This is a genomic window from Arthrobacter sp. FW306-2-2C-D06B, from assembly GCF_021789175.1.
Classification (GTDB): Bacteria; Actinomycetota; Actinomycetes; order Actinomycetales; family Micrococcaceae; genus Arthrobacter.
The window spans coordinates 2247374-2265198 of record NZ_CP084560.1 but is presented as its reverse complement, the minus strand read 5'-3'; the positions used below and the strand labels follow the sequence as shown (position 1 = coordinate 2265198).

Sequence of the window (17825 nt, the reverse complement as noted above, 5' to 3'; positions counted from 1 at the left end):
TCGCAAAACCTATTGACCGAACCTTCATGCCACGTTCACTTGCCGGCCGATTTGAGACCTAGGGCCAGAATTCCCGGTTCCGCCACATCCCGACCGAGGGCTTGGGAATCCCGAACCGGATTCCAAGGAGAGTTATTGGCGGTTAACTGAACAATTTTCGGTGGAATCAAGGATTCCGGGATTGATCGAAGCCGCATTGATCAAGGCAGAATGGAGGGCATGCCCCTTACTACGTTCGCCCTCGTCCGCCACGGCCAGACAGAATGGAATGCCCAGCGCCGGCTGCAGGGATCGACCGACATCCCGCTGAACGACGTCGGCCGTGGCCAAGCGCGCGACGCCGTCGCCGTGCTGTCCGGTTACGAGTGGGACGTCGTTGTTTCGTCACCGCTGAGCCGGGCCGCGGAGACCGCCGAGCTGATCGCCGCAGGGCTGGGGCTCAGCGTGGACCGGCACGTGCCGGAGCTCACCGAGCGCCGCTTTGGACCTGCCGAGGGCCTGCAAGCAGGACCTGAACTGGACGCACTTCGCATTCCCGGCGGCTTCCAAGGGGCGGAAAGCGAGGAGGAGGCAGCCTCCCGCGGTCTTGCCGCGCTGGAGGCGCTGGCCGAAGAGTTCCGCGGCCGCCGGGTCCTTGTTGTCGCCCACGGAACGCTCCTCCGAGTGAGCCTCGGCCGCGCCATCGGCCGCACTCTGGAGAGCATCGACAACGCCGTTCTCAACCTCGCCCACCACCATGCCATTGACGGCTGGCAACTCGAATACTTCAATGGTGAACCCGTCCTGGCTATCATTCCCGGCTGAGCGGCACCAAGCCCGAGGCATATCCACCAAGACAGCGGCGTGGGAGACTGTTCAGCACTGACAGGAAGTCTTCGAAGGGGATGGTCACCGTGGCGGTAACAGGTCTCAACGCCGTCCAGCACATCGTCGTCTTGATGCTTGAAAACCGATCGTTCGATCACATGCTCGGATACCTCTACGCCGATTCCGCCAATGTATCTCCCGTGGGGGACCCGTTCGAGGGCCTGACCGGCGCCGAGTCCTGCCCCGGCTCCGATGGCAGTCCGGTTGACGTCTATCAGCTGACTCCCTCGACCCCCGACGTCTACTTCATGCCGGGCGCCGACCCCGGAGAGGGGTACCAGGCAACGAACGAGCAGCTCTATGGCAGCGCCGGCGCCCCGAAAGCCGGGACAATTCCCTCCATGACCGGTTTTGTGACCAACTATGCCGGCGCCATCCAGGACAACCGATCCAAGGGCTGGCATGTGGTGCCGGGAACAGCCGAGTACATGATCATGGGCTGCTTCACCCCTCAGACACTGCCCGTGTTGTCGGCGATGGCGAAGGGATTCGCCGTGTGCGACGCCTGGTTCGCATCGGCTCCCACCATGACGATGCCCAATCGGGCCTTCGCCTGCGCCGGCACCAGCCAGGGCAACTTGGATGACAAGGCCAAGCGGTTCACCGTGCCGAGCATCTTCGGGCACCTGGGCAGCCATGGCATCCCCTGGAAGATCTATGGCGAAACCAAGCAGCCCCTGACGAAACTCGACTTCGACGACACCCGGCACGCTCCGGCGTCGAACATTGGCCTGTTCACGGACTTCCAGGCCGACGCGGCAGCCGGGAAGCTCCCCGCATACGCTTTCCTTGAGCCGTCCTGGTCCTCGACGGGCAACAGCGAACACCCCAACTACAACGTCGCTCTCGGTGAGCAGTTCCTGCTCGACGTCTATCGCGCCGTCCGCGATGGGCCGGCCTGGGACTCCACTCTGCTCATGATCACGTATGACGAACACGGGGGATGCTACGACCACGTCGCCCCGCCTTGGGGCGCGACGCCGCCGGACGGCGCCCCGGGGGAATTCGGCTTCGATTTCACCCGTTTCGGGCTACGGGTACCAACGGTGCTCATCAGTCCGCTCATCCCCGCCGGCACCGTGTTTCGAGCTTCAGGTTCTGTGCCGCTCGATCACACAAGCATCCTTGCCACCATCGAACATCGCTGGAATCTGCCGGCACTCACCCGCCGTGATGCAGTGGCGCCCGACGTCGGCGGGGCCTTGAGCCTCGCCGTCCCGCGGACCGACGACCCCCTCGCGGGGGTTCAGGCACCCACTCCCCCGCCGACCACACGGGCGTTGGCGGAACAGCCGTCCCACCTGGAGCAATTGCGCGACGAGCTCCTAGCGCAACCCTAGGGTCGAGGTTTGCTTGTGAGACCGTTCATGCCGCGGTTTCGTCGGCGGGGCCGATGCCGGCTGGCGCCGCGTCTCCGCGCCCGGTCCACGTCTTGATGGCAGTCCACGCGACGGCGGCGCTCGGTACGGCTAACAAGGCCCCGATAACGCCTGCGAGCATCGTGCCAATGGCCAAGGCGAGCAAAATGGCCAGTCCATGGATACTCAGGACCTTGCCCATCAAAACGGGTTGGAGGAAATGGTGCTCAAGCTGGTTGGCCGCGACGAGGACGGCCAGGACGATGAGGGACGTCACCGGACCGTTCGAGATCAAAGCGACACCCACGGCGAGGGTACCGGCTGCGGTGGAACCAATGATGGGAATGAACCCGCCGATAAACACAAAAACGCCAAGGGGCAGTGCAAGCGGGACACCGAGGATGGCCAGGACGGTCCCGATGATCAAGCCGTTCACCGCCGCGATCAGAGCCGTGCCCCGGACATAGCCTCCCAGAACAGTGGCGCTTCGTTCCGCGGCCAGGTGGGCCTTTCCGCGGTGAACCGCCGGCAGGAACCCGAAAAGGAAAGCCCTGATCTTCTCGCCGTCCTTGAGGAAGAAGAACAAGATCACCACCATGAGAACCAAGCCGGCCAGGATTTCACCGACCGTCCGCGCGCCGGTCAGCGCTTCGGCACCGAACGTACTGCTCGTGAAGAAGCGCTGGATGGAATCGGCGACGGAGCGGAGTTGCTCGTCGCTGACCTTGAAGGGGCCGTTGTTCAGGAATTGGTGCAATTGCTCGATGCCGGCAGTGAATTTCACCGAAAGCTCCTTGGATTGCGCCCTGATAAGAAAGACGATTCCGGTGATGACTCCGCCGAAGACCGCAAGGATCCCCACGAACGATGCTGCGACGGCGAGGGCCTGGGGCCACCGGTGGGCGGTCAGCCAACGCACAAGAGGCGAGATTGCCGAGGCAAGAATGAGCGCGATAGTGACCGGGATCATGACGAGCGGCACGCTGGTCATCGCCCACAGAATCACCGACACCAGGGTGATGACCAGGAGCATCTGCCCTGAACGGATCCCTGCCCGGCCAAGGCCGTCGGACCACATCGCTGACATCGTGGGTTTGGTCGGCGAGTTGTTGCTTTCGGTCATTGGATTCCTTCCTGGTGGCGGTTCCGGCCGGCACCGCCACGCCGTCGTGCCTTCAGGCGTGATGCGCTAAGAACGGTCCGGGCCATTGGCCGAGGCCGTATCGATCCTGACGTTTCCTGCCGCTGCGAGTAGCTGCAGTTCCCGAAGGATCTCCAGTTGCTGACTGTTGATGGCCATGAGCAGATCGATCTCCTCTTTGGATTTCACGTTGGTGTCATGATCGTGCCGGGACATCACCGCGGCAATCGCATCCTGGCGCTTGGCGGCGATGAGAAGGATGGCTCCTTGCAGCCCTGCCAGCATCGAGAGGAAAAGATTCAACAAAATGTACGGATAGGGATCCCAGGCGTTGTTCGCCAACGCCCAGCTGTTGATGGCTGCCCAGAGGATCATGAACCCGACAAAGCCGCCGACGAATGGCCAACTGCCCATCCCGTTCCGCATGACATCCGCGGCGCGTTGGCCCTTCGTCAGTGACTCCTTATGGCTTTCGTGCCAGGTCTTTCCCTTATCGCTCATGCCTCACCCTAACGGCGCACTCCAATGGAGCCGCAATTTCGCCCGACCGCTAGCTCGCAACCAGCACGGCAGTCCCTGCGTCCGTCGAAAGGTATGGTTCGCCGGTGTGTTGGTGATCAACGGGTTCGAGGTGGGTGACGCCCGTTGCATATGCGACGACTCCGGCGAGACTGCCAGCGCGTTGGTGGGCTTGCCGTTGCCGCGCGGCTCCCGTGCCTTGGCTGAGGATCCTTTGCAATCCCTCCTTGGCGTAGAGTGCGTCCCCGGTCGCTTCGAGGGCATCACGGACGTGGGAGTGGAGTGCGGCGAGGACATGCTTTGCGGTGTCTGGCCTGTGCGTTTTCGAGTCGAGCAGCTCCCCCTGCAGGCCGAACCGGCTGGCCCGCCACGTGGCTTGGCGCAGGACGGCGGCAGGAACCATGTCCGGACGCTGTCCGGATTTCCATTCCCTGGCGGCTGTATCCACCAAGGCACGCACCAAGGCCGCGATCAGCACGGTATCCCGGGCATCAAGGCAAACGTCCGAGACACGGATCTCGACCGTAGGGTGCCGGGCGGATAGCCGAGCGTCGAAATCCGGGCTCATGATCACACCGGTTTCCGACAGGTCCGCCACCAAAGAGTGATAGGCCGCGGCAGATCCGAAGACCTCGGTGGGACCGGCGCTGGACCACCGGTTCCAAGCTTGGGTCCGGAAACTGGCGTAACCGCTGTCGGCCCCCTTCCAGAACGGTGAATTTGAGCTCAGTGCGGTGAGCACCGGAAGCCAGGACCTGATCCGGTCCAGCACTGCGACGCCTTCCTCGTCCGAGTTAACTGAAACATGGACGTGATATCCGCAGGTCAGCTGCTCTCTGGCAGTCATCGCGAACTTTTCCAGGAGGGCGTCGTAGCGCTCGGTGTTTGTTGCATGCGGAGTGACCGCCACCGGCGACGTCGCGAGGGCGGCAATTCTTGCGCCCGCCTTCCGAGCGAGCGAATCGGCGTAAGAGCGTCCGGCACGTATTTCAGCGCCGAGCGCACTCAGGCTGCTGTGCGGGGAGGTGATGACTTCGATTTGCTCCTGCTGAAGCTCGATCGCCAACGTCGGGCCGAAAGGAGGAGCCACCCCGTGCGGACCGGCGCTATGAAGGCGTAAGATATCGCCGGCGAGGGGCACGGGACTGCCGTTGTCAGGATCTACGATCAGGAATTCTTCTTCAACACCAAAAGTACGCACTTGCCAAGTGTGGGCCACAAACGCGACCCCCAACGACCACAAGTCGCAGGACCTCCAAAATCAAACGTCGCTGGTCAGTTCCGGGACGTGCAACTGCCGCTAGCTGGCCGGCGTCACGACGTCTTCCAGAACTGACCTGTCGAAGAATCGGATCTCGCCGGTTGCCTGGAAAAACACGGGAACAACCGATGTGTTCGCGTCCTTCGAGGTTTCGTAGATCTCCGGCGCGCTGCCGTGTTTTCGGGCGATGGTTCCTACCAACTCGGTGCCGCGAACCCTGACGGTTCGATATTTGTAGCTCATATGGACTCCTAGCTCGATTATCCTTCGTCGCAGAGCAAGTGGTACCAGCTGTCCGCGAGCACTTCGAGCGCGTGGTCGCGGTTTGGTTCGAACTTGCGGCGCGTCCAGAGCGTCGCGACGTAGTCCAGCTGGGTGAAGGCGAGTGTTCCGCGGATGTGGTGCGTTTCTTCGGGGAAACGGCCGGCCAACTGCATGCCGCGGACGATGTCGGAAATGACTTCCTCATGCCAGCCCTCCACCAACGTCCGCACTTCACGATCGACCGCAGCGGCCTCGTCGAGTACGTCAAGGTACGGCCGGAAGACCGGCCAGAGCGCAGCGCGCGACTCGAGCCAGGCAAGGATACCCGGCAGCTTGCCCTCCCTTACCACGTCGACGAGTTCGACGGCGGTCGACGCCTTGTCGGGGCCATCCGCACGGTCTAGCACCGCGTTGACGCGGGCCATGAAGTCCCTCATCAGATCGCTGCGCGAAGGGTAGTACGCGTAAAAAGTCACGCGAGTGGTGCCGGCGGCAGCGGCGATCTCGTCGATCGTGGTGGCAGCGTAGCCCTTCTCGGTGAAGAGTTCGAGCGCCCGTTCCACGATCATGTCGCGTGTCAGCTGCTTCTGGGCTTCTCGCAACGACGACATAGGTCAATCCTAACCGTGGTGTGTGGCAATCGTGCGGAGGAAGAGCAAAGGATGCGCGTCGCCAAGCGGCCTGACATGCCGTAAAGGAGACACGCGTCGTGGTGTTTGGCCATATATCCGAGCGAGGGTCCTTGTGTTTCGCCATATATCCGAGCGAGCGTCTGGGTTGACGTGCCGGGACCCGTCCGTCAGTGCCCGACGGCGGCAATCCCGTTGCGCCGTCGTCGTGCCTTTGCGCCGTTCCAACCCGGACGCCCGCTCACCCTTGAGGCATTTCCGGCAGACGCCCGCTCACCTCTGAGGCATTTCCGGCAGACGCTCGCTCACATGATCTGAGCGAGCGTCCTGGTGTTTAGCCGTATATCCTAGCTAGCGTCGTCGTGTTTGGCCATATATGTGAGCGAGCGTCTGGGTTGACGTGCCGGGACCGGTTCAGAGCTTCAAGGCCTGCGCCGGACGGAGCGCTCCAGTGCCCGAGTCGGCCAGTCGACGCAATTTCGGAAGAGGGATCCGGTAGTTGATCGCCACGGCGGTCCCGGAGCCGTCCTGGTCCTCCCAGCGCAGGAGCATCGAGTCCCTGTGATCCCCCGGCTGGCAGTAGTCCGGTGCGCCGACCACGGGCGTAAGACCGACTGACTTGAGCGACAAGCCAAAGCCCTCGGTCCAGAAGTACGGCTGGAAGGTGAACTCGGGCGCCGCGTCGCCCTTGAGCAGTCCGACGGCGGCGGACCTCGCCTGGTCGATGGCACTCGTCCAGAGGGGCACCCGCCTTATCCCGCGACTGCTCGGGAAGAACGCCACGTCGCCAGCGGCGACGATATCCGGCCGGAGCCTGCCGCGGGAGTCGACCCGCAGCGAACCGTCGACGAGAAGCCGGGTTCCGGCCAACCAGTCGGTGTTCGGCTCATCGCCGACGGCGGTGACCACCAGGTCAGCCCGGAGCTCGGTGCCGTCGGCCAGGACAACGCGTGTCCCGGCGTCGTCGTCGATCAGGCGGGCCCGCCCGCCTGCAACCACCCGTAATCCGCGCCGGATGGCGGCGGAGGTGAACATGTCCGCCAGATGTCCGCCAAGCTGGCGCGAGAGGGGCTTGGCGTCGGCGACGAGGGTGACTTCGCAGCCAACGTGCAGGCAACCCGAGGCGACTTCCATTCCCAGCGGCCCGCCGCCGATCACAACCACCGATGGACGCGATGCGAGGCGTTCCTTGAGCAGGATCGCATCATCGATGGTACGCAGGGTGAGCTCCCGGGAGGAGCCATGCCCTTGCACTCCGGCCGTGAGGCGCTTCGCCCGCGAACCGGAGGCGATGACGAGGCCGTCATACGGCAGTTCATCGCCGCCGTCCAGATGAACCAGCCTGGCGTCGACGTCCAATCCCGTCGCGCTGACGCCCAGCAGCTCGGTGGCTTCGTGGCCCGGCTCGGGAAGTCGGTGGGCCTGCAAGTCAACCCCGTGCAGCAGCGCCTTCGACAGGGCCGGACGGCTGTAGGGTTGGTGGCGCTCGGCGCCGACCACCGTCAACTCGCCGTCGAAGCCCGCCGAACGCAACGAGTCGCAGGCCGTGAGCCCGGCGATGCCGTTGCCCACCACCACAATTCTGCGCATGGTCATGCCGCAGCCAATCTGAGCGCAGCGACCGGGCAAACCCTGACCGCAGCCTTTGCGGCATCAAGCCCGGCCCCATCCACGTCCGGCACGTCGATGACCAATTCGCCGTCGTCATCCAGGTGCATCAGCGCGGGCGCGGCTTCCTGGCACAAGCCGTGGCCTTCGCAGCGGGGACGGTCCAGTTCAATCCTCACGCTGCCACCACCTTTTCAACATGGAGCAGCTCGAAGCTCCGCGTAATATTGCTCGGCTCGCGGACCTCTTTGGAGAGGGCCAGGTTCTTCACCCTGCGGGCAAGGGCTTCGATGATCGCGTGCGCCTCGAGTTTCGCGAGTCCCTGGCCAGCGCATCCATGCGGTCCGTAGCCGAAGGAGAGGTGGTCCACGGGGTTGCGTTTCACATCGAAGGTGTCGGGATTCGCGTAGTGGCGCGGGTCCCGGTTGCCGGCACCGAAGAGGATGCCGACCTGGGCGCCTGAAGGAATCGTGACTCCATCGATTTCAATGTCGCGGGTTGCCTTGCGTCCCCAGATGTGGACGGGTGCCCAGTAGCGCAGCACTTCGGCGAAGGCGGCGGGAACCAGTTCCGGGTTCTCCCGGACCAGCTCAAACTGATCGGGGTGGCGGCCGAACAGCGCGACGATGTTGCCGATGGAGGCGATGGTCGTGTCGACGCCGGCTCCGAGGTACTGGTGGATGATGTGCCCCGCCGAGCCTTTGGGGATGTCGCCGCGGGTCTCGGCGTCGAAGATGCCGCGGCCGATGGAGCCGGGAGTAAGGTCGTCCGCGGTAACGGATGAGCACCAACCGTAGAGCTCGCCGGCGATCGGGAAGCTCTCCTGGGTGCGCTGGTTCAACGGACCGATGACCTGCATCGCTGCCTGGCCCCAGCGCAGCATGTTCTCCTTGACATGACCGCTGAAGCCAATGAGGTCGGCGACGATTTCGATCGGGAATGCCCGGGCCAGGGCATCGATGGCCTCGAAGCTACCGCTCGCGGCCAGTTCGGCGACGAGTTTGTCCGCCTTTTCGTCGATGACGACTTTGAGGCCGCGGAGGGCCCGCGGGGTGAGGTTCTGCGACAGCGTGGCGCGGAGCTGCGTGTGGATCGGTGGGTCGGAGGCCAGGGAGGTGCCCTGAAGTGCCTCGTTCACCATGGGGTTGAATCCGATGCTGGTGGACGAGAAGGCCTCCGGATCGCCGAGCGCATTGCGGATGGCGTCGTAGCGCGTCAGGACGTAGAGATCGTTCTGAGGAAGGTGGATTACGGAAGCCTGCTCGCGGAGCGCAGCGTAGCTGGGATAGGGGTCTACGAGGATGTCGTCGTCCCAAATGTCGATGTCTGACTCGATGGGTGCATTCATGGTGTTCTCCTTGCGGTTCGTAAGTGGTCGGGTCAGCGCCGGAGGACTTAGACGGCGGCCTCGGCGCTTGCTTCGGTGGTCTCCGCCATGGCGTCGGCAGCAGGCGCCGAGGACCGCGCGGAGATGAAGAGTGTGAGAACTGCGGAGAGCGTCGCCGCGATGCCCGCGCAGAGGTAGACGGTCTGGAAGCCTTGGCCGAGGGACGTCCCTGCGACCCCTTGGATGTGCGGCTTGGCGGCGGTTAGGGCCTTGACCATGCCGTCGACCGCCTGCGCGGGTGCGCCGCCCGCCGCTGCTTGGCCGGAGAATTGGGCGACGACGCCGTCCCAGCCTGAGAGGAAACCCAAGGGCGGAACGTGCGCCAGTCCCGCCACGGCATCTGCGGGCAAGCCTGCCGCCCCGAGGATACTGGCAAGGGGACCCGCGAAGACCGTGGCTCCGATGCCGAAGGCGATGGCCGAGCCGATGACCGGGCCAAGGGCGAAGCCAAGGTCGCGCAGGAGATTCGTGGTGGCGGAGGCCATGCCGATTTGCCCGGCCGGGACGGTGTTGATGGCCACGGCCGTCACGGAACCGACCGTGAGGGCGAAGCCGATACCCAACAAGAGCAGCGGCGGGATGAATGCCGTCCACGGGGTGCCACCGAAGGTCTCTGGAGTGCCGAGGGCGAACGTGGAGAGCCAGAAACCGGAGACGGCCATGAAAGCGAACCCTGCCGTGAGGACCCAGCGTGGAGCGACGTGGTGAATGAGCCACCCGACAACCGGGATGAAGGCGAACGCCGGGCCTTGGATGAAGACGAACAGCACTCCGACCTTCCAGGTCTCGGCCAAGGCCAGGCCGCTGACGGCGACGCTCGTGCTGAAGCAGATGGCGAGGAAGGCGAACATCCCGGTGACTGCCACAACGCCGGTGATCGAGTAGGAGCTGTTCTTGAACAGCGAGAGGTGGATCAGCGGCTGCGCGGTGCGTGACTCGATGACAACGAAGGCGAGCAGCAGGGCTCCTCCCGCGATGTAGCTTGCGATCACCGGCGCGCTGCCGAAGCCGGCGTCGACCGCCGTCACCGTGGCGTAGAGGACGGCAATGAGGCCGACGGCGAGAGTGAGCTGGCCGGACAGGTCCAGCTTGCGCCCCTCTGCGGCTGCGGAATCCTTCGCCCGGACCGCGATGAGGAGCACGACTACGGCAACGGAGGCCGCAATCAAATAGGCCGCGCGCCAGCCGCTGAAGGCGTTCGGGGCGCCTGGCGCGCCGCCCGGCACCGTGAAGAACTGCGCCGTAAACCCGGCGAGCATCGGGGAAATCACCGCGCCCAGTGACAGGAACCCTGCCCAGGTGGCGATGACCTTCGCCCGTGCACGGTGGTCGGGGGTGATCGCCGCGATCATGGAAAGCGAGATGGGAAAGAGGATGCCCGCCCCGATGCCGCCGATGGCCTGCGCCACGATCATGATGCCGGTGGTGGGTGCCATCGCAGCCATAACGGAACCGACGATGCTGACCACAGCGCCGACGTAGAGCAGCTTCTTGCGTCCGAACATGTCGCCGAGGAGTCCCCAGCTGAGCTCGAACACAACAATGCCAATCAGGAACATACCCGCGATCCAGGTCAGGCCAGCGCCCGAGGTGTGGAATTCCACAGCAAAGGTGCCGCTCAGGGCCCCAGGCAATGCGTTGGTGATCTGCGCGAGGGTGACCGCGCTGTAGGCGGCCAGGAAAGTGGCTCTTACAGAGCCGCGGCTCTGTAAGGAAATGGTCTGACTCATCGATGAAACTCCTTTGTTCCGTTCGATCTGGTTCTTGGGGACTGTATGAGTCAGTTTGAAGCCAATGTTTACAGCATGTCAAGGAAAATTCGGGAATCTAATTTCCTTGACATCATGTAAAGAAAAATGTGATGCTGACTGCACCGCAACGGAGCGACGGCATGGTCACACTCCGCGGCGTCCCTGCATTCAGACCCCGACCTTTAGGGAGAAGCCCCGTGCGTCACAACACCCTCGTCGGCACCGCCGACGCGATTGATGCCCCCGCCGGGCAAACTGTCAACACGGTCCTGGGTCCCGTACCTGCTTCTGAGCTGGGCGTCGTCGCGGTCCACGAAGCCTTGTTGTCGGTGCGCCCCGGCGCCCAGTACGCGCCCGACATCTCCATGGACCGGGCCGAGATCTTCGAAGACTTGGCTGCGAAACTCACGGAGTTCCGCGAGCACGGCGGGCAAACGATCGTCGACAGCACCGGAATGTTCCACGGACGCGACCTCAAACTCTACGAGGCACTCTCCCGCTCCACCGGCGTCCACATCGTCGCCTCCACGGGCCTGGGCCCCGAGGAAGAACTCGGCGGGTACTTCCTGACCCCACAGACCAATCCACCCACTCCGTGGCCCGCCGAGAAGTTCGCCGATCTCTTCGGCAAGGAGGTCACTGAAGGGATGGTGGTTCCCCGGGTCGAGCGTCGGGCTGCCGCCGGCATAGTCGCCACCTTCGCCAGCCGCTCCGGCATGACCGCGACTGAAGAAAGCCTCTTTCGCGGCTCCGCCCGCGCCGCCAGGGGCACCGGGGTTCCGGTCTCCATCCGCTTCGGCGCCGACGCCTTGCACGACTTGGACATCGTCCTGGACGAGCAGATCGGGGCCGACCGGGTGCTCGTCGGAGGCCTGGACCGCAAGGACGCCGCCGGGTCCGCCCTGGGGGTGGCCCGCCGCGGAGCATTCGTCGGGGTCGACCACGTGGGCTTGAACGACCATCCGGGCTACCTCACCGACCACGAACGCACCGAACTGGTGCTCGGGCTCGTGCAGGCCGGCCACGCCGACAAGATCATCCTGTCGGGCAACTCAATCGGAGTAGCCAAGGGGCTCCCGGAGTACATGCTGCCGTACAGCCACGTCGTGTCCAGGTTCGTGCCCTATCTCAAGGCCCACGGCCTCAGCGCGGAGGATGCCCATCGCATCCTCGTGCACAACCCGCGCAGGCTTTTGACCGTGCGCTAATCACGCCCCGCCCACCCGCAACAAGCTTTAGAACCCCAGAGGTGAACGAATGACCAAGGTCAATACAGTGCTGGGAACCATTCCGGCCGAAGAACTGGAAATCGTGGCGGTCCACGAACACATCGGCTACGGCATGCCGGGTTCGGAACTCGATACCACATGGTGGAAGTCCCCGGAACAGGCCTATGAAGAAACCGTGCCGAAGCTTCGGAAGTTTCGCGAACACGGCGGCGGCACCTTCGTAGACGCCACAGGTATCTGCAACGGCCGCGACGTCGACTACTACAAGTCCCTGTCCCGGAAGACCGGCGTGCACATAGTGGCCTGCACCGGGTTCGTCGGCGGCGACACTGCCCTGCCGCACTTCTCCCGCGCCACCGTGGACTACCTCGCGAAGGTGTTCATCCACGAGATCACCGTCGGCATCGGAAGCACTGGCGCCAAGGCCGGTGTCATCAAGGTCGGCGTGAGCCGCGGTGGACGAATGACAGACCTGGACAAACGCATCTACCGGGCTGCGGCCCGCGCCGCCGTCGTCACCGGGGCACCGATCCTGACCCACCTGGCTATCGACCCCGAACCGGCGGTGTCCATCTTCAACGAAGAGGGCCTATCGCTGGACCGCGTGCTCTTCGGGCACGCCGACGACGGACTGAACGCTCCGGTCACCCCGCACGACTGGATCTATGAGCAGGGCGGACGTATCGGCTTCGATACCTTCGGCTACGACCTCGAGCTTCCGGATCCCCCGTTTTGGGGCCGCAAGCGCGCCGAACGCATGCAGCACTTCGTGAGCCTCGTGAACAAGGGCTACGCCCACAAGCTACTCGTTTCGGCGGACGCGAATTGCAGCCCGCTGGGCTGGCCGGGCGTCAAGGGCCACACCATCAACTACATCTTCGAAGACATGATCCCCGACATGCGCGCAGCGGGAATCGACGACGCCACGCTCAAACTCCTGCTCGAGGACAACCCGGCCGACTTCCTGTCTCTGGATGCCTGACTTCCGGACTGGCAGCATAACCTACCCGTTTCCCCAGACTTGGCCCGGGCCAAGGAGGGGTCAAGAAAGTGATCCAAGCAATGAAAGCTGAAGACATCAGGAACCTCGACATCGCCATCGTCGGCGCGGGGTACGGCGGCGCAGCTGCAGCCAAGGCGCTGAGCCTGCTCGGTGCGAACGTCAACGTGTACGAGCAGGCCTCCCGGATACGCGAGGTCGGTGCCGGCATTGGACTGCGTCCCGCCACCATGGACCGTTTCAGCAAGTGGGGGATCTTCGATGAGATCGCCAAGGTCAGTTCGCCGAGCGACTACTTCGAAATCCTCACGGCCGGAGGTGTTCCGATCATGAAGGACACCTGGCCGAAGTTCGGCGGGCAGGTCCACACCTACCTCATCCACCGCGGCGACTTCATCGAAGCCTTGCTGGGCATTCTGCCGGAGGGAATGGTGCACCTGGGCCACAAGCTGGAGAAGATCGAGGAGAAGGATGGCGGCTCCGTGCTGGCCTTCACGAACGGCACCACAGTCGAGGCAGACCTCGTGGTAGGCGCCGACGGCATCAAATCCGTGGTGCGCGAGCAATTCTTCAGCGACAAAGGCCCCGTGTTCTCCGGAGAACACGCCTACCGTGTAGTGATTTCCGCCGACGACGCCCACGGCCTGGTGGTCGACGACAACCTACGGATGTACATCGGCAAGGGCACCAAGGTCTATCTGTTGCCGCTTCGCCACCGGAACCAGGTCTCCTTCGACATCACCGCCTTGAATCCGGACGGTACCTGGGCGCCCGAGGTAAGCAAGGAAAGCCTCCTGGAAACCGTCAGCGGATTCGACGAGCGCATTGTGAACATCACCCGGGGCCTCGACATGAACACGGTCAACATCCGCGCCGTCTACGACATCGACCCGATCGACTCGTGGCACACCGACTCCGTGGTGCTCATGGGCGACGCGGCGCACTCCATGTTGCATCACCAAGGACAGGGTGCAAACTCCGCCATCGAGGACGCCGGCGGACTCGCCGACGCACTCGCCCAGGCCGGCACCGTCAAGGAGGCGCTGGCCCTGTTCCAAGCAACCAGGAAGCCAGTGACGGACGAGCTGCAGCGCATTTCCCGGCAAGGCTGGAGCGAGGAAGAGGTCAACGATGTCTTCCCTGGCCAAAAGCCCACGTCCGGGCAGTCCACCACCGCAACAGCAGCAGAAGCGAGGGCCTGACCGCCATGACCATCCATCCGGAAATCGCCAAGATCCTGGCAAGCTTGCCCGAACCCGACGGTTCCCCCTTGGACCCCGGCGCCATGCGCGCCGGAGAGGCCGCCCAGGTCCCGCCGCCGGCGGAGCGGCTACCGCTGTACTCCGTCGAGGACGCCACCGCTGTGACGGCGTCGGGCGAGGTGCCGGTGCGGATCTACTCGCCTATGGAGGCGGACTCCTATGGCCTGCTGGTGTACTTCCACGGCGGCGCATTCTTCCTGGGCAGCCTGGACACCCACGACCATGTGGCACGGGCCCTGGCAAAGGAAACCGGCCACAAGGTCATCTCGGTGGGCTATCGACTGGCTCCCGAAGCGGCGTTCCCGGCAGGCCTTGATGACTGCTACGGTGTGGTCCGCTGGGCCGCCGGGAAGGGCGGAAGCCTGAAGTGGGACGGGAAGAACCTCGCCATCGCCGGCGACAGCTCCGGTGGCAACTTCGCTGCCGCCGTCGCCGCGAAAGCCCATGACGATGGGTTCAACCGGATCACCCACCAGATCCTGTTCTACCCGTCGCTGGACCTGGATTTCGACGTCGAGCGTTACCCCTCACTGCGCGAAAACGCCGAAGGATGCGGACTGGAGACGGCGGGCCTCAAGCCGTTCAACTCGTTCTACCTCGAGAGCGGGGCCGACCCTGCGGACCCGCGAGTCTCCCCCATCAAGCGCGAAGATCTCGCCGGCCTGCCGCCGGCGCTGGTCATCACCGCCGGGCACGACCCCCTCCGGGATGAGGGCGAACTCTATGGCCGGCGCCTGGCGGATGCCGGCGTCGAGACAAAAGTGACACGGTACCGCGGCGCCAACCATGGTTTTGTCCAGCACTTTTCCTGGATCCCGGAGCTCTACCGGGCATTCGAGGAGACAAGTGAATTCCTGAACGCGGGGGCCGGGCAATGACGAAGCCGGTAGCTGTGCATCCCCTCGTCTCGCCGTGGGGCCGGTTCGGCCTCTATAGCTTCTACATCGACGCCGCCGAACCGGCCATCGTCGACACCGGGATCGCTTCATCCCCCGCCGAAGGCATGGTGCCTGCGCTGGAGGTGGTCGGACGCCGGATCGAGGATGTCCGCTGGATCCTGCTGACGCATGGACACATCGACCACATCGGCGGCGCATACGCACTGTGGGAGCTCACCGGACGGCGCGCCCGGGTGGTCATCCATGAGGCCGACGCACCGTTGCTGCGCTCGCGCCGGGCCCATGTGGACGAATACCTCTCGGGCCGGGCGCAGTATGTGCAGGATCCCGACGGCGAGGCAAAACTCACAGAGGCCACGAATACCGTGATCTCGGGCGAGATGGAGCCGACGCTGTTGGTGCGGGGCGGCGAGACCATCTCGCTGGGCGGGGGCGTCACGGTTTCGGTCCGTTCGATTCCGGGCCACACACCGGGCTCGGTCGCATACGTCATCGACGGGCAGAATGACGTGTTCGTCGGCGACGCGGTCCAGGTCCACGGCGCGGCCAACGGCTTCCCCGGGTTCGTGGATCCGGCCGCCTACCGTTCAAGCCTTGAGTACCTGCGTGATGAAGTCCGTCCCCGGAACCTGTACCTGGGGCACCCGTACCGCCGCGCGGACGGCACACCCTACGGCGTGGCGCTCGACGCCGGACAGGCCAGGGAAGCGCTCGACGGGAGCCTGGAAATCGAGGCCCGTGTCAGCAATGTGGCTTGCGGTTGCTTGACCTCCGGCCTGCAGGATACGGACTCGCCTTACTCTCCCTTCGCCAGCGTGGCCGAGGACCTCGGTTACGAAGGGGATCCAACGCTGGAGCCCTCCCCGTTCTTCACCACCCTCCACGCGTACCGCACCACGTTGGACCATTCGATCGAAAATGAGGAGTAAACACTCATGGATGACTTTCAGTTGCTGAATGCCAGCGGGCAGACCATTGCTGTCCGCAAGGACCTCCGGGTTCCGATGCGGGACGGAATCGAGCTTGCCGCCGACGCCTACCATGGCCCCGAAGACAAGCCGCGGCCGGCGTTGGTCGCGCTCAGCCCCTACGGTAAGGAGCTGCAGGCCCTCGCCCTCACCACTCCCCCGCAGCGGCGGCCCAGCCCGATGTGGGACGGCTGCATCGAGGCCGGGGACATTGCCAGGATCGTCAAGGAGGACTACGTCCACGTCATCGGTGACCTCCGCGGCTCCGGCTTCTCGGGCGGCGAGCACATCGGCAACTACAACGCCGGCGGTGTTTCCCTCGGCCAGGATGCCTACGATTTCATCGAGTGGGTTGCCGCGCAGCCGTGGTGCGACGGCAACGTCGGGATGGTGGGCATCTCCTACTTCGGTTCCATGCAGGTGCTGGCCGCCGCCGAGCGACCGCCGCACCTCAAGGCGATCTTCGTTTCCGGCGGCCACTACGACTTCTACGAGACCACCTACCACGGGGGCATCATGTGGTTCATGCCGCGTGCCGCCCGCGAAGGCCGCGGAGGGGACTCGGGCTGGGCGTTCACCGACAACGTCAAGTCCCGCATGATCGAGAAGCATTCTCCCGAGGAACTGAAGAAGCTCGTCGCCATGCGCCTCGAAGATCCGGACATTGCCGCTTGGCCGAACCTGGTCCACGTACTGAACTATCCCAGGAACCACGAGGCCTGGTTCGACATCGTCATGAACGAGCTGGACGGTGACTGGTACGAGGAGCGCAACCCGATCACGCTGGCCCCAACCATCGACATCCCGGTCTGGCTGCAGCTCGACCAGGGCCGCGGATGGACCCTCGACGGGACCATCGAGTTGTACAACGCACTGAAGGGCCCGAAAAAGCTGACCATCGGCCCCTACCCGCCCATGCAATCGCGCCCCTTCATCGAGGAGCACGACAAAATGTTCCGGTGGTATGACTACTGGATCAAGGGCATCGACAACGGGGTCATGGACGAACCTCCCGTCAGCGTCTTCGTCGAGGGCTCGCGCGAGGTCGTGATGGCCGAGCAGTGGCCGCCGAAGGACATCGAATACAAGTCCCTCTACCTCCGCCCGCGCCACAAGCTGTCAGAAGAGCCGGAGCCAATGGGTGCGGAGTACGCCGCTCCGGACGGTTTCTATCAGGCACCCTTGACGGTGACGGACAAGGTGGAGATCCTGAGCTGGAACACCGCTCTGTTCGAGGAGGACACCGAGCTGATCGGTGCCGGGGCGGCGCATCTCTTCGCGGAAATCGACCAGCTGGACACCAACTTCATCCTGCGCCTCTGGGACTCCGCCCCGAACGGACAACGCCAGCTGATCACCACCGGCTACCTCAAGGCCTCGCACCGCGAATTGGACGAGCGGACCACCGAGGGCAACCCCTACCACCCGCACACCCGATCCGTGCCCGTTGAGCCCGGGGCGATCGAGGAGTATGTACTGCGCCTCTACCCGTTCGCAAACACGTTCAAGCCGGGTCATCGCCTCACGGTTGAACTGTCCAACGGCGAGCCTCTTGCCGACGAGCACAATGCGCTGCTCCCGCCGGACGCCTTCCACCTGCCGGTGGGCCGCCCCGTCACACACAAGATCTACCGCGACGCAACTCACCAATCGCGGCTCGTCCTGCCGTTCACGGTGTAAGT

The 17825-nt window shown here is 64.3% G+C and carries 17 protein-coding genes; 8 read left to right on the top strand and 9 right to left on the bottom strand.

Features of this window, described 5'->3' with window-relative positions:
• Positions 1–219 precede the first annotated feature (219 nt).
• A complete protein-coding gene (locus tag LFT47_RS10585) occupies positions 220–804 on the top strand; it encodes a histidine phosphatase family protein (protein ID WP_236818197.1) in 585 nt (194 codons plus the stop codon).
• An 89-nt stretch (positions 805–893) separates the two neighbouring features.
• Entirely contained in the window at positions 894–2207 is a 1314-nt protein-coding gene (locus tag LFT47_RS10580) for an alkaline phosphatase family protein (protein ID WP_236818196.1), read from the top strand.
• A gap of 25 nt (positions 2208–2232) precedes the next feature.
• Here the strand turns inward: LFT47_RS10580 and LFT47_RS10575 are convergent, their stop codons facing one another.
• The 9 genes from LFT47_RS10575 to LFT47_RS10535 form a co-directional block, all read right to left on the bottom strand.
• Complete coding sequence (locus LFT47_RS10575; RefSeq protein ID WP_236818194.1) at positions 2233–3348, bottom strand: AI-2E family transporter; 1116 nt, start codon at positions 3346–3348, stop codon at positions 2233–2235.
• A 66-nt stretch (positions 3349–3414) separates the two neighbouring features.
• Complete coding sequence (locus tag LFT47_RS10570) at positions 3415–3867, bottom strand: DUF1003 domain-containing protein (RefSeq protein WP_236818191.1); 453 nt, start codon at positions 3865–3867, stop codon at positions 3415–3417.
• A gap of 49 nt (positions 3868–3916) precedes the next feature.
• The gene (locus LFT47_RS10565) at positions 3917–5086 is read right to left on the bottom strand and encodes a carboxylate-amine ligase (protein ID WP_236818189.1); all 1170 of its coding nucleotides are present in this window, start codon (positions 5084–5086) and stop codon (positions 3917–3919) included.
• A 99-nt stretch (positions 5087–5185) separates the two neighbouring features.
• Positions 5186–5389, bottom strand: coding sequence for a hypothetical protein (locus tag LFT47_RS10560; RefSeq protein WP_059389943.1), 204 nt, complete (start codon positions 5387–5389; stop codon positions 5186–5188).
• 17 nt (positions 5390–5406) lie between these two features.
• The gene (locus LFT47_RS10555) at positions 5407–6021 is read right to left on the bottom strand and encodes a TetR/AcrR family transcriptional regulator (RefSeq protein WP_236818187.1); all 615 of its coding nucleotides are present in this window, start codon (positions 6019–6021) and stop codon (positions 5407–5409) included.
• 432 nt (positions 6022–6453) lie between these two features.
• Positions 6454–7635: an NAD(P)/FAD-dependent oxidoreductase gene (locus tag LFT47_RS10550; RefSeq protein ID WP_236818185.1), complete on the bottom strand. Its 1182-nt coding sequence runs from the start codon at positions 7633–7635 to the stop codon at positions 6454–6456.
• Entirely contained in the window at positions 7632–7826 is a 195-nt protein-coding gene (locus LFT47_RS10545; protein WP_236818183.1) for a ferredoxin, read from the bottom strand. Before LFT47_RS10545 ends, LFT47_RS10550 begins: the two co-directional genes overlap by 4 nt.
• On the bottom strand, positions 7823–8995 hold the full coding sequence (locus LFT47_RS10540) for a cytochrome P450 (RefSeq protein ID WP_236818181.1): 1173 nt from the start codon (positions 8993–8995) through the stop codon (positions 7823–7825). Before LFT47_RS10540 ends, LFT47_RS10545 begins: the two co-directional genes overlap by 4 nt.
• Positions 8996–9042: 47 nt before the next feature.
• Positions 9043–10764: an MFS transporter gene (locus LFT47_RS10535; protein ID WP_236818174.1), complete on the bottom strand. Its 1722-nt coding sequence runs from the start codon at positions 10762–10764 to the stop codon at positions 9043–9045.
• A gap of 218 nt (positions 10765–10982) precedes the next feature.
• Here LFT47_RS10535 and LFT47_RS10530 point away from each other — a divergent pair, with 218 nt between their 5' ends.
• The 6 genes from LFT47_RS10530 to LFT47_RS10505 all read left to right on the top strand — a co-directional run bounded on the left by LFT47_RS10530 (position 10983) and on the right by LFT47_RS10505 (position 17823).
• Positions 10983–11993, top strand: coding sequence for a phosphotriesterase (locus LFT47_RS10530; RefSeq protein WP_236818172.1), 1011 nt, complete (start codon positions 10983–10985; stop codon positions 11991–11993).
• 49 nt (positions 11994–12042) lie between these two features.
• Entirely contained in the window at positions 12043–12996 is a 954-nt protein-coding gene (locus LFT47_RS10525) for a phosphotriesterase (protein ID WP_236818160.1), read from the top strand.
• A 68-nt stretch (positions 12997–13064) separates the two neighbouring features.
• On the top strand, positions 13065–14216 hold the full coding sequence (locus LFT47_RS10520; protein ID WP_236818158.1) for an FAD-dependent oxidoreductase: 1152 nt from the start codon (positions 13065–13067) through the stop codon (positions 14214–14216).
• A gap of 5 nt (positions 14217–14221) precedes the next feature.
• Positions 14222–15154: an alpha/beta hydrolase gene (locus tag LFT47_RS10515; RefSeq protein WP_236818156.1), complete on the top strand. Its 933-nt coding sequence runs from the start codon at positions 14222–14224 to the stop codon at positions 15152–15154.
• The gene (locus LFT47_RS10510; protein WP_236818154.1) at positions 15151–16104 is read left to right on the top strand and encodes an MBL fold metallo-hydrolase; all 954 of its coding nucleotides are present in this window, start codon (positions 15151–15153) and stop codon (positions 16102–16104) included. Before LFT47_RS10515 ends, LFT47_RS10510 begins: the two co-directional genes overlap by 4 nt.
• A gap of 6 nt (positions 16105–16110) precedes the next feature.
• A complete protein-coding gene (locus LFT47_RS10505; protein ID WP_236818145.1) occupies positions 16111–17823 on the top strand; it encodes a CocE/NonD family hydrolase in 1713 nt (570 codons plus the stop codon).
• Positions 17824–17825 lie beyond the last annotated feature (2 nt).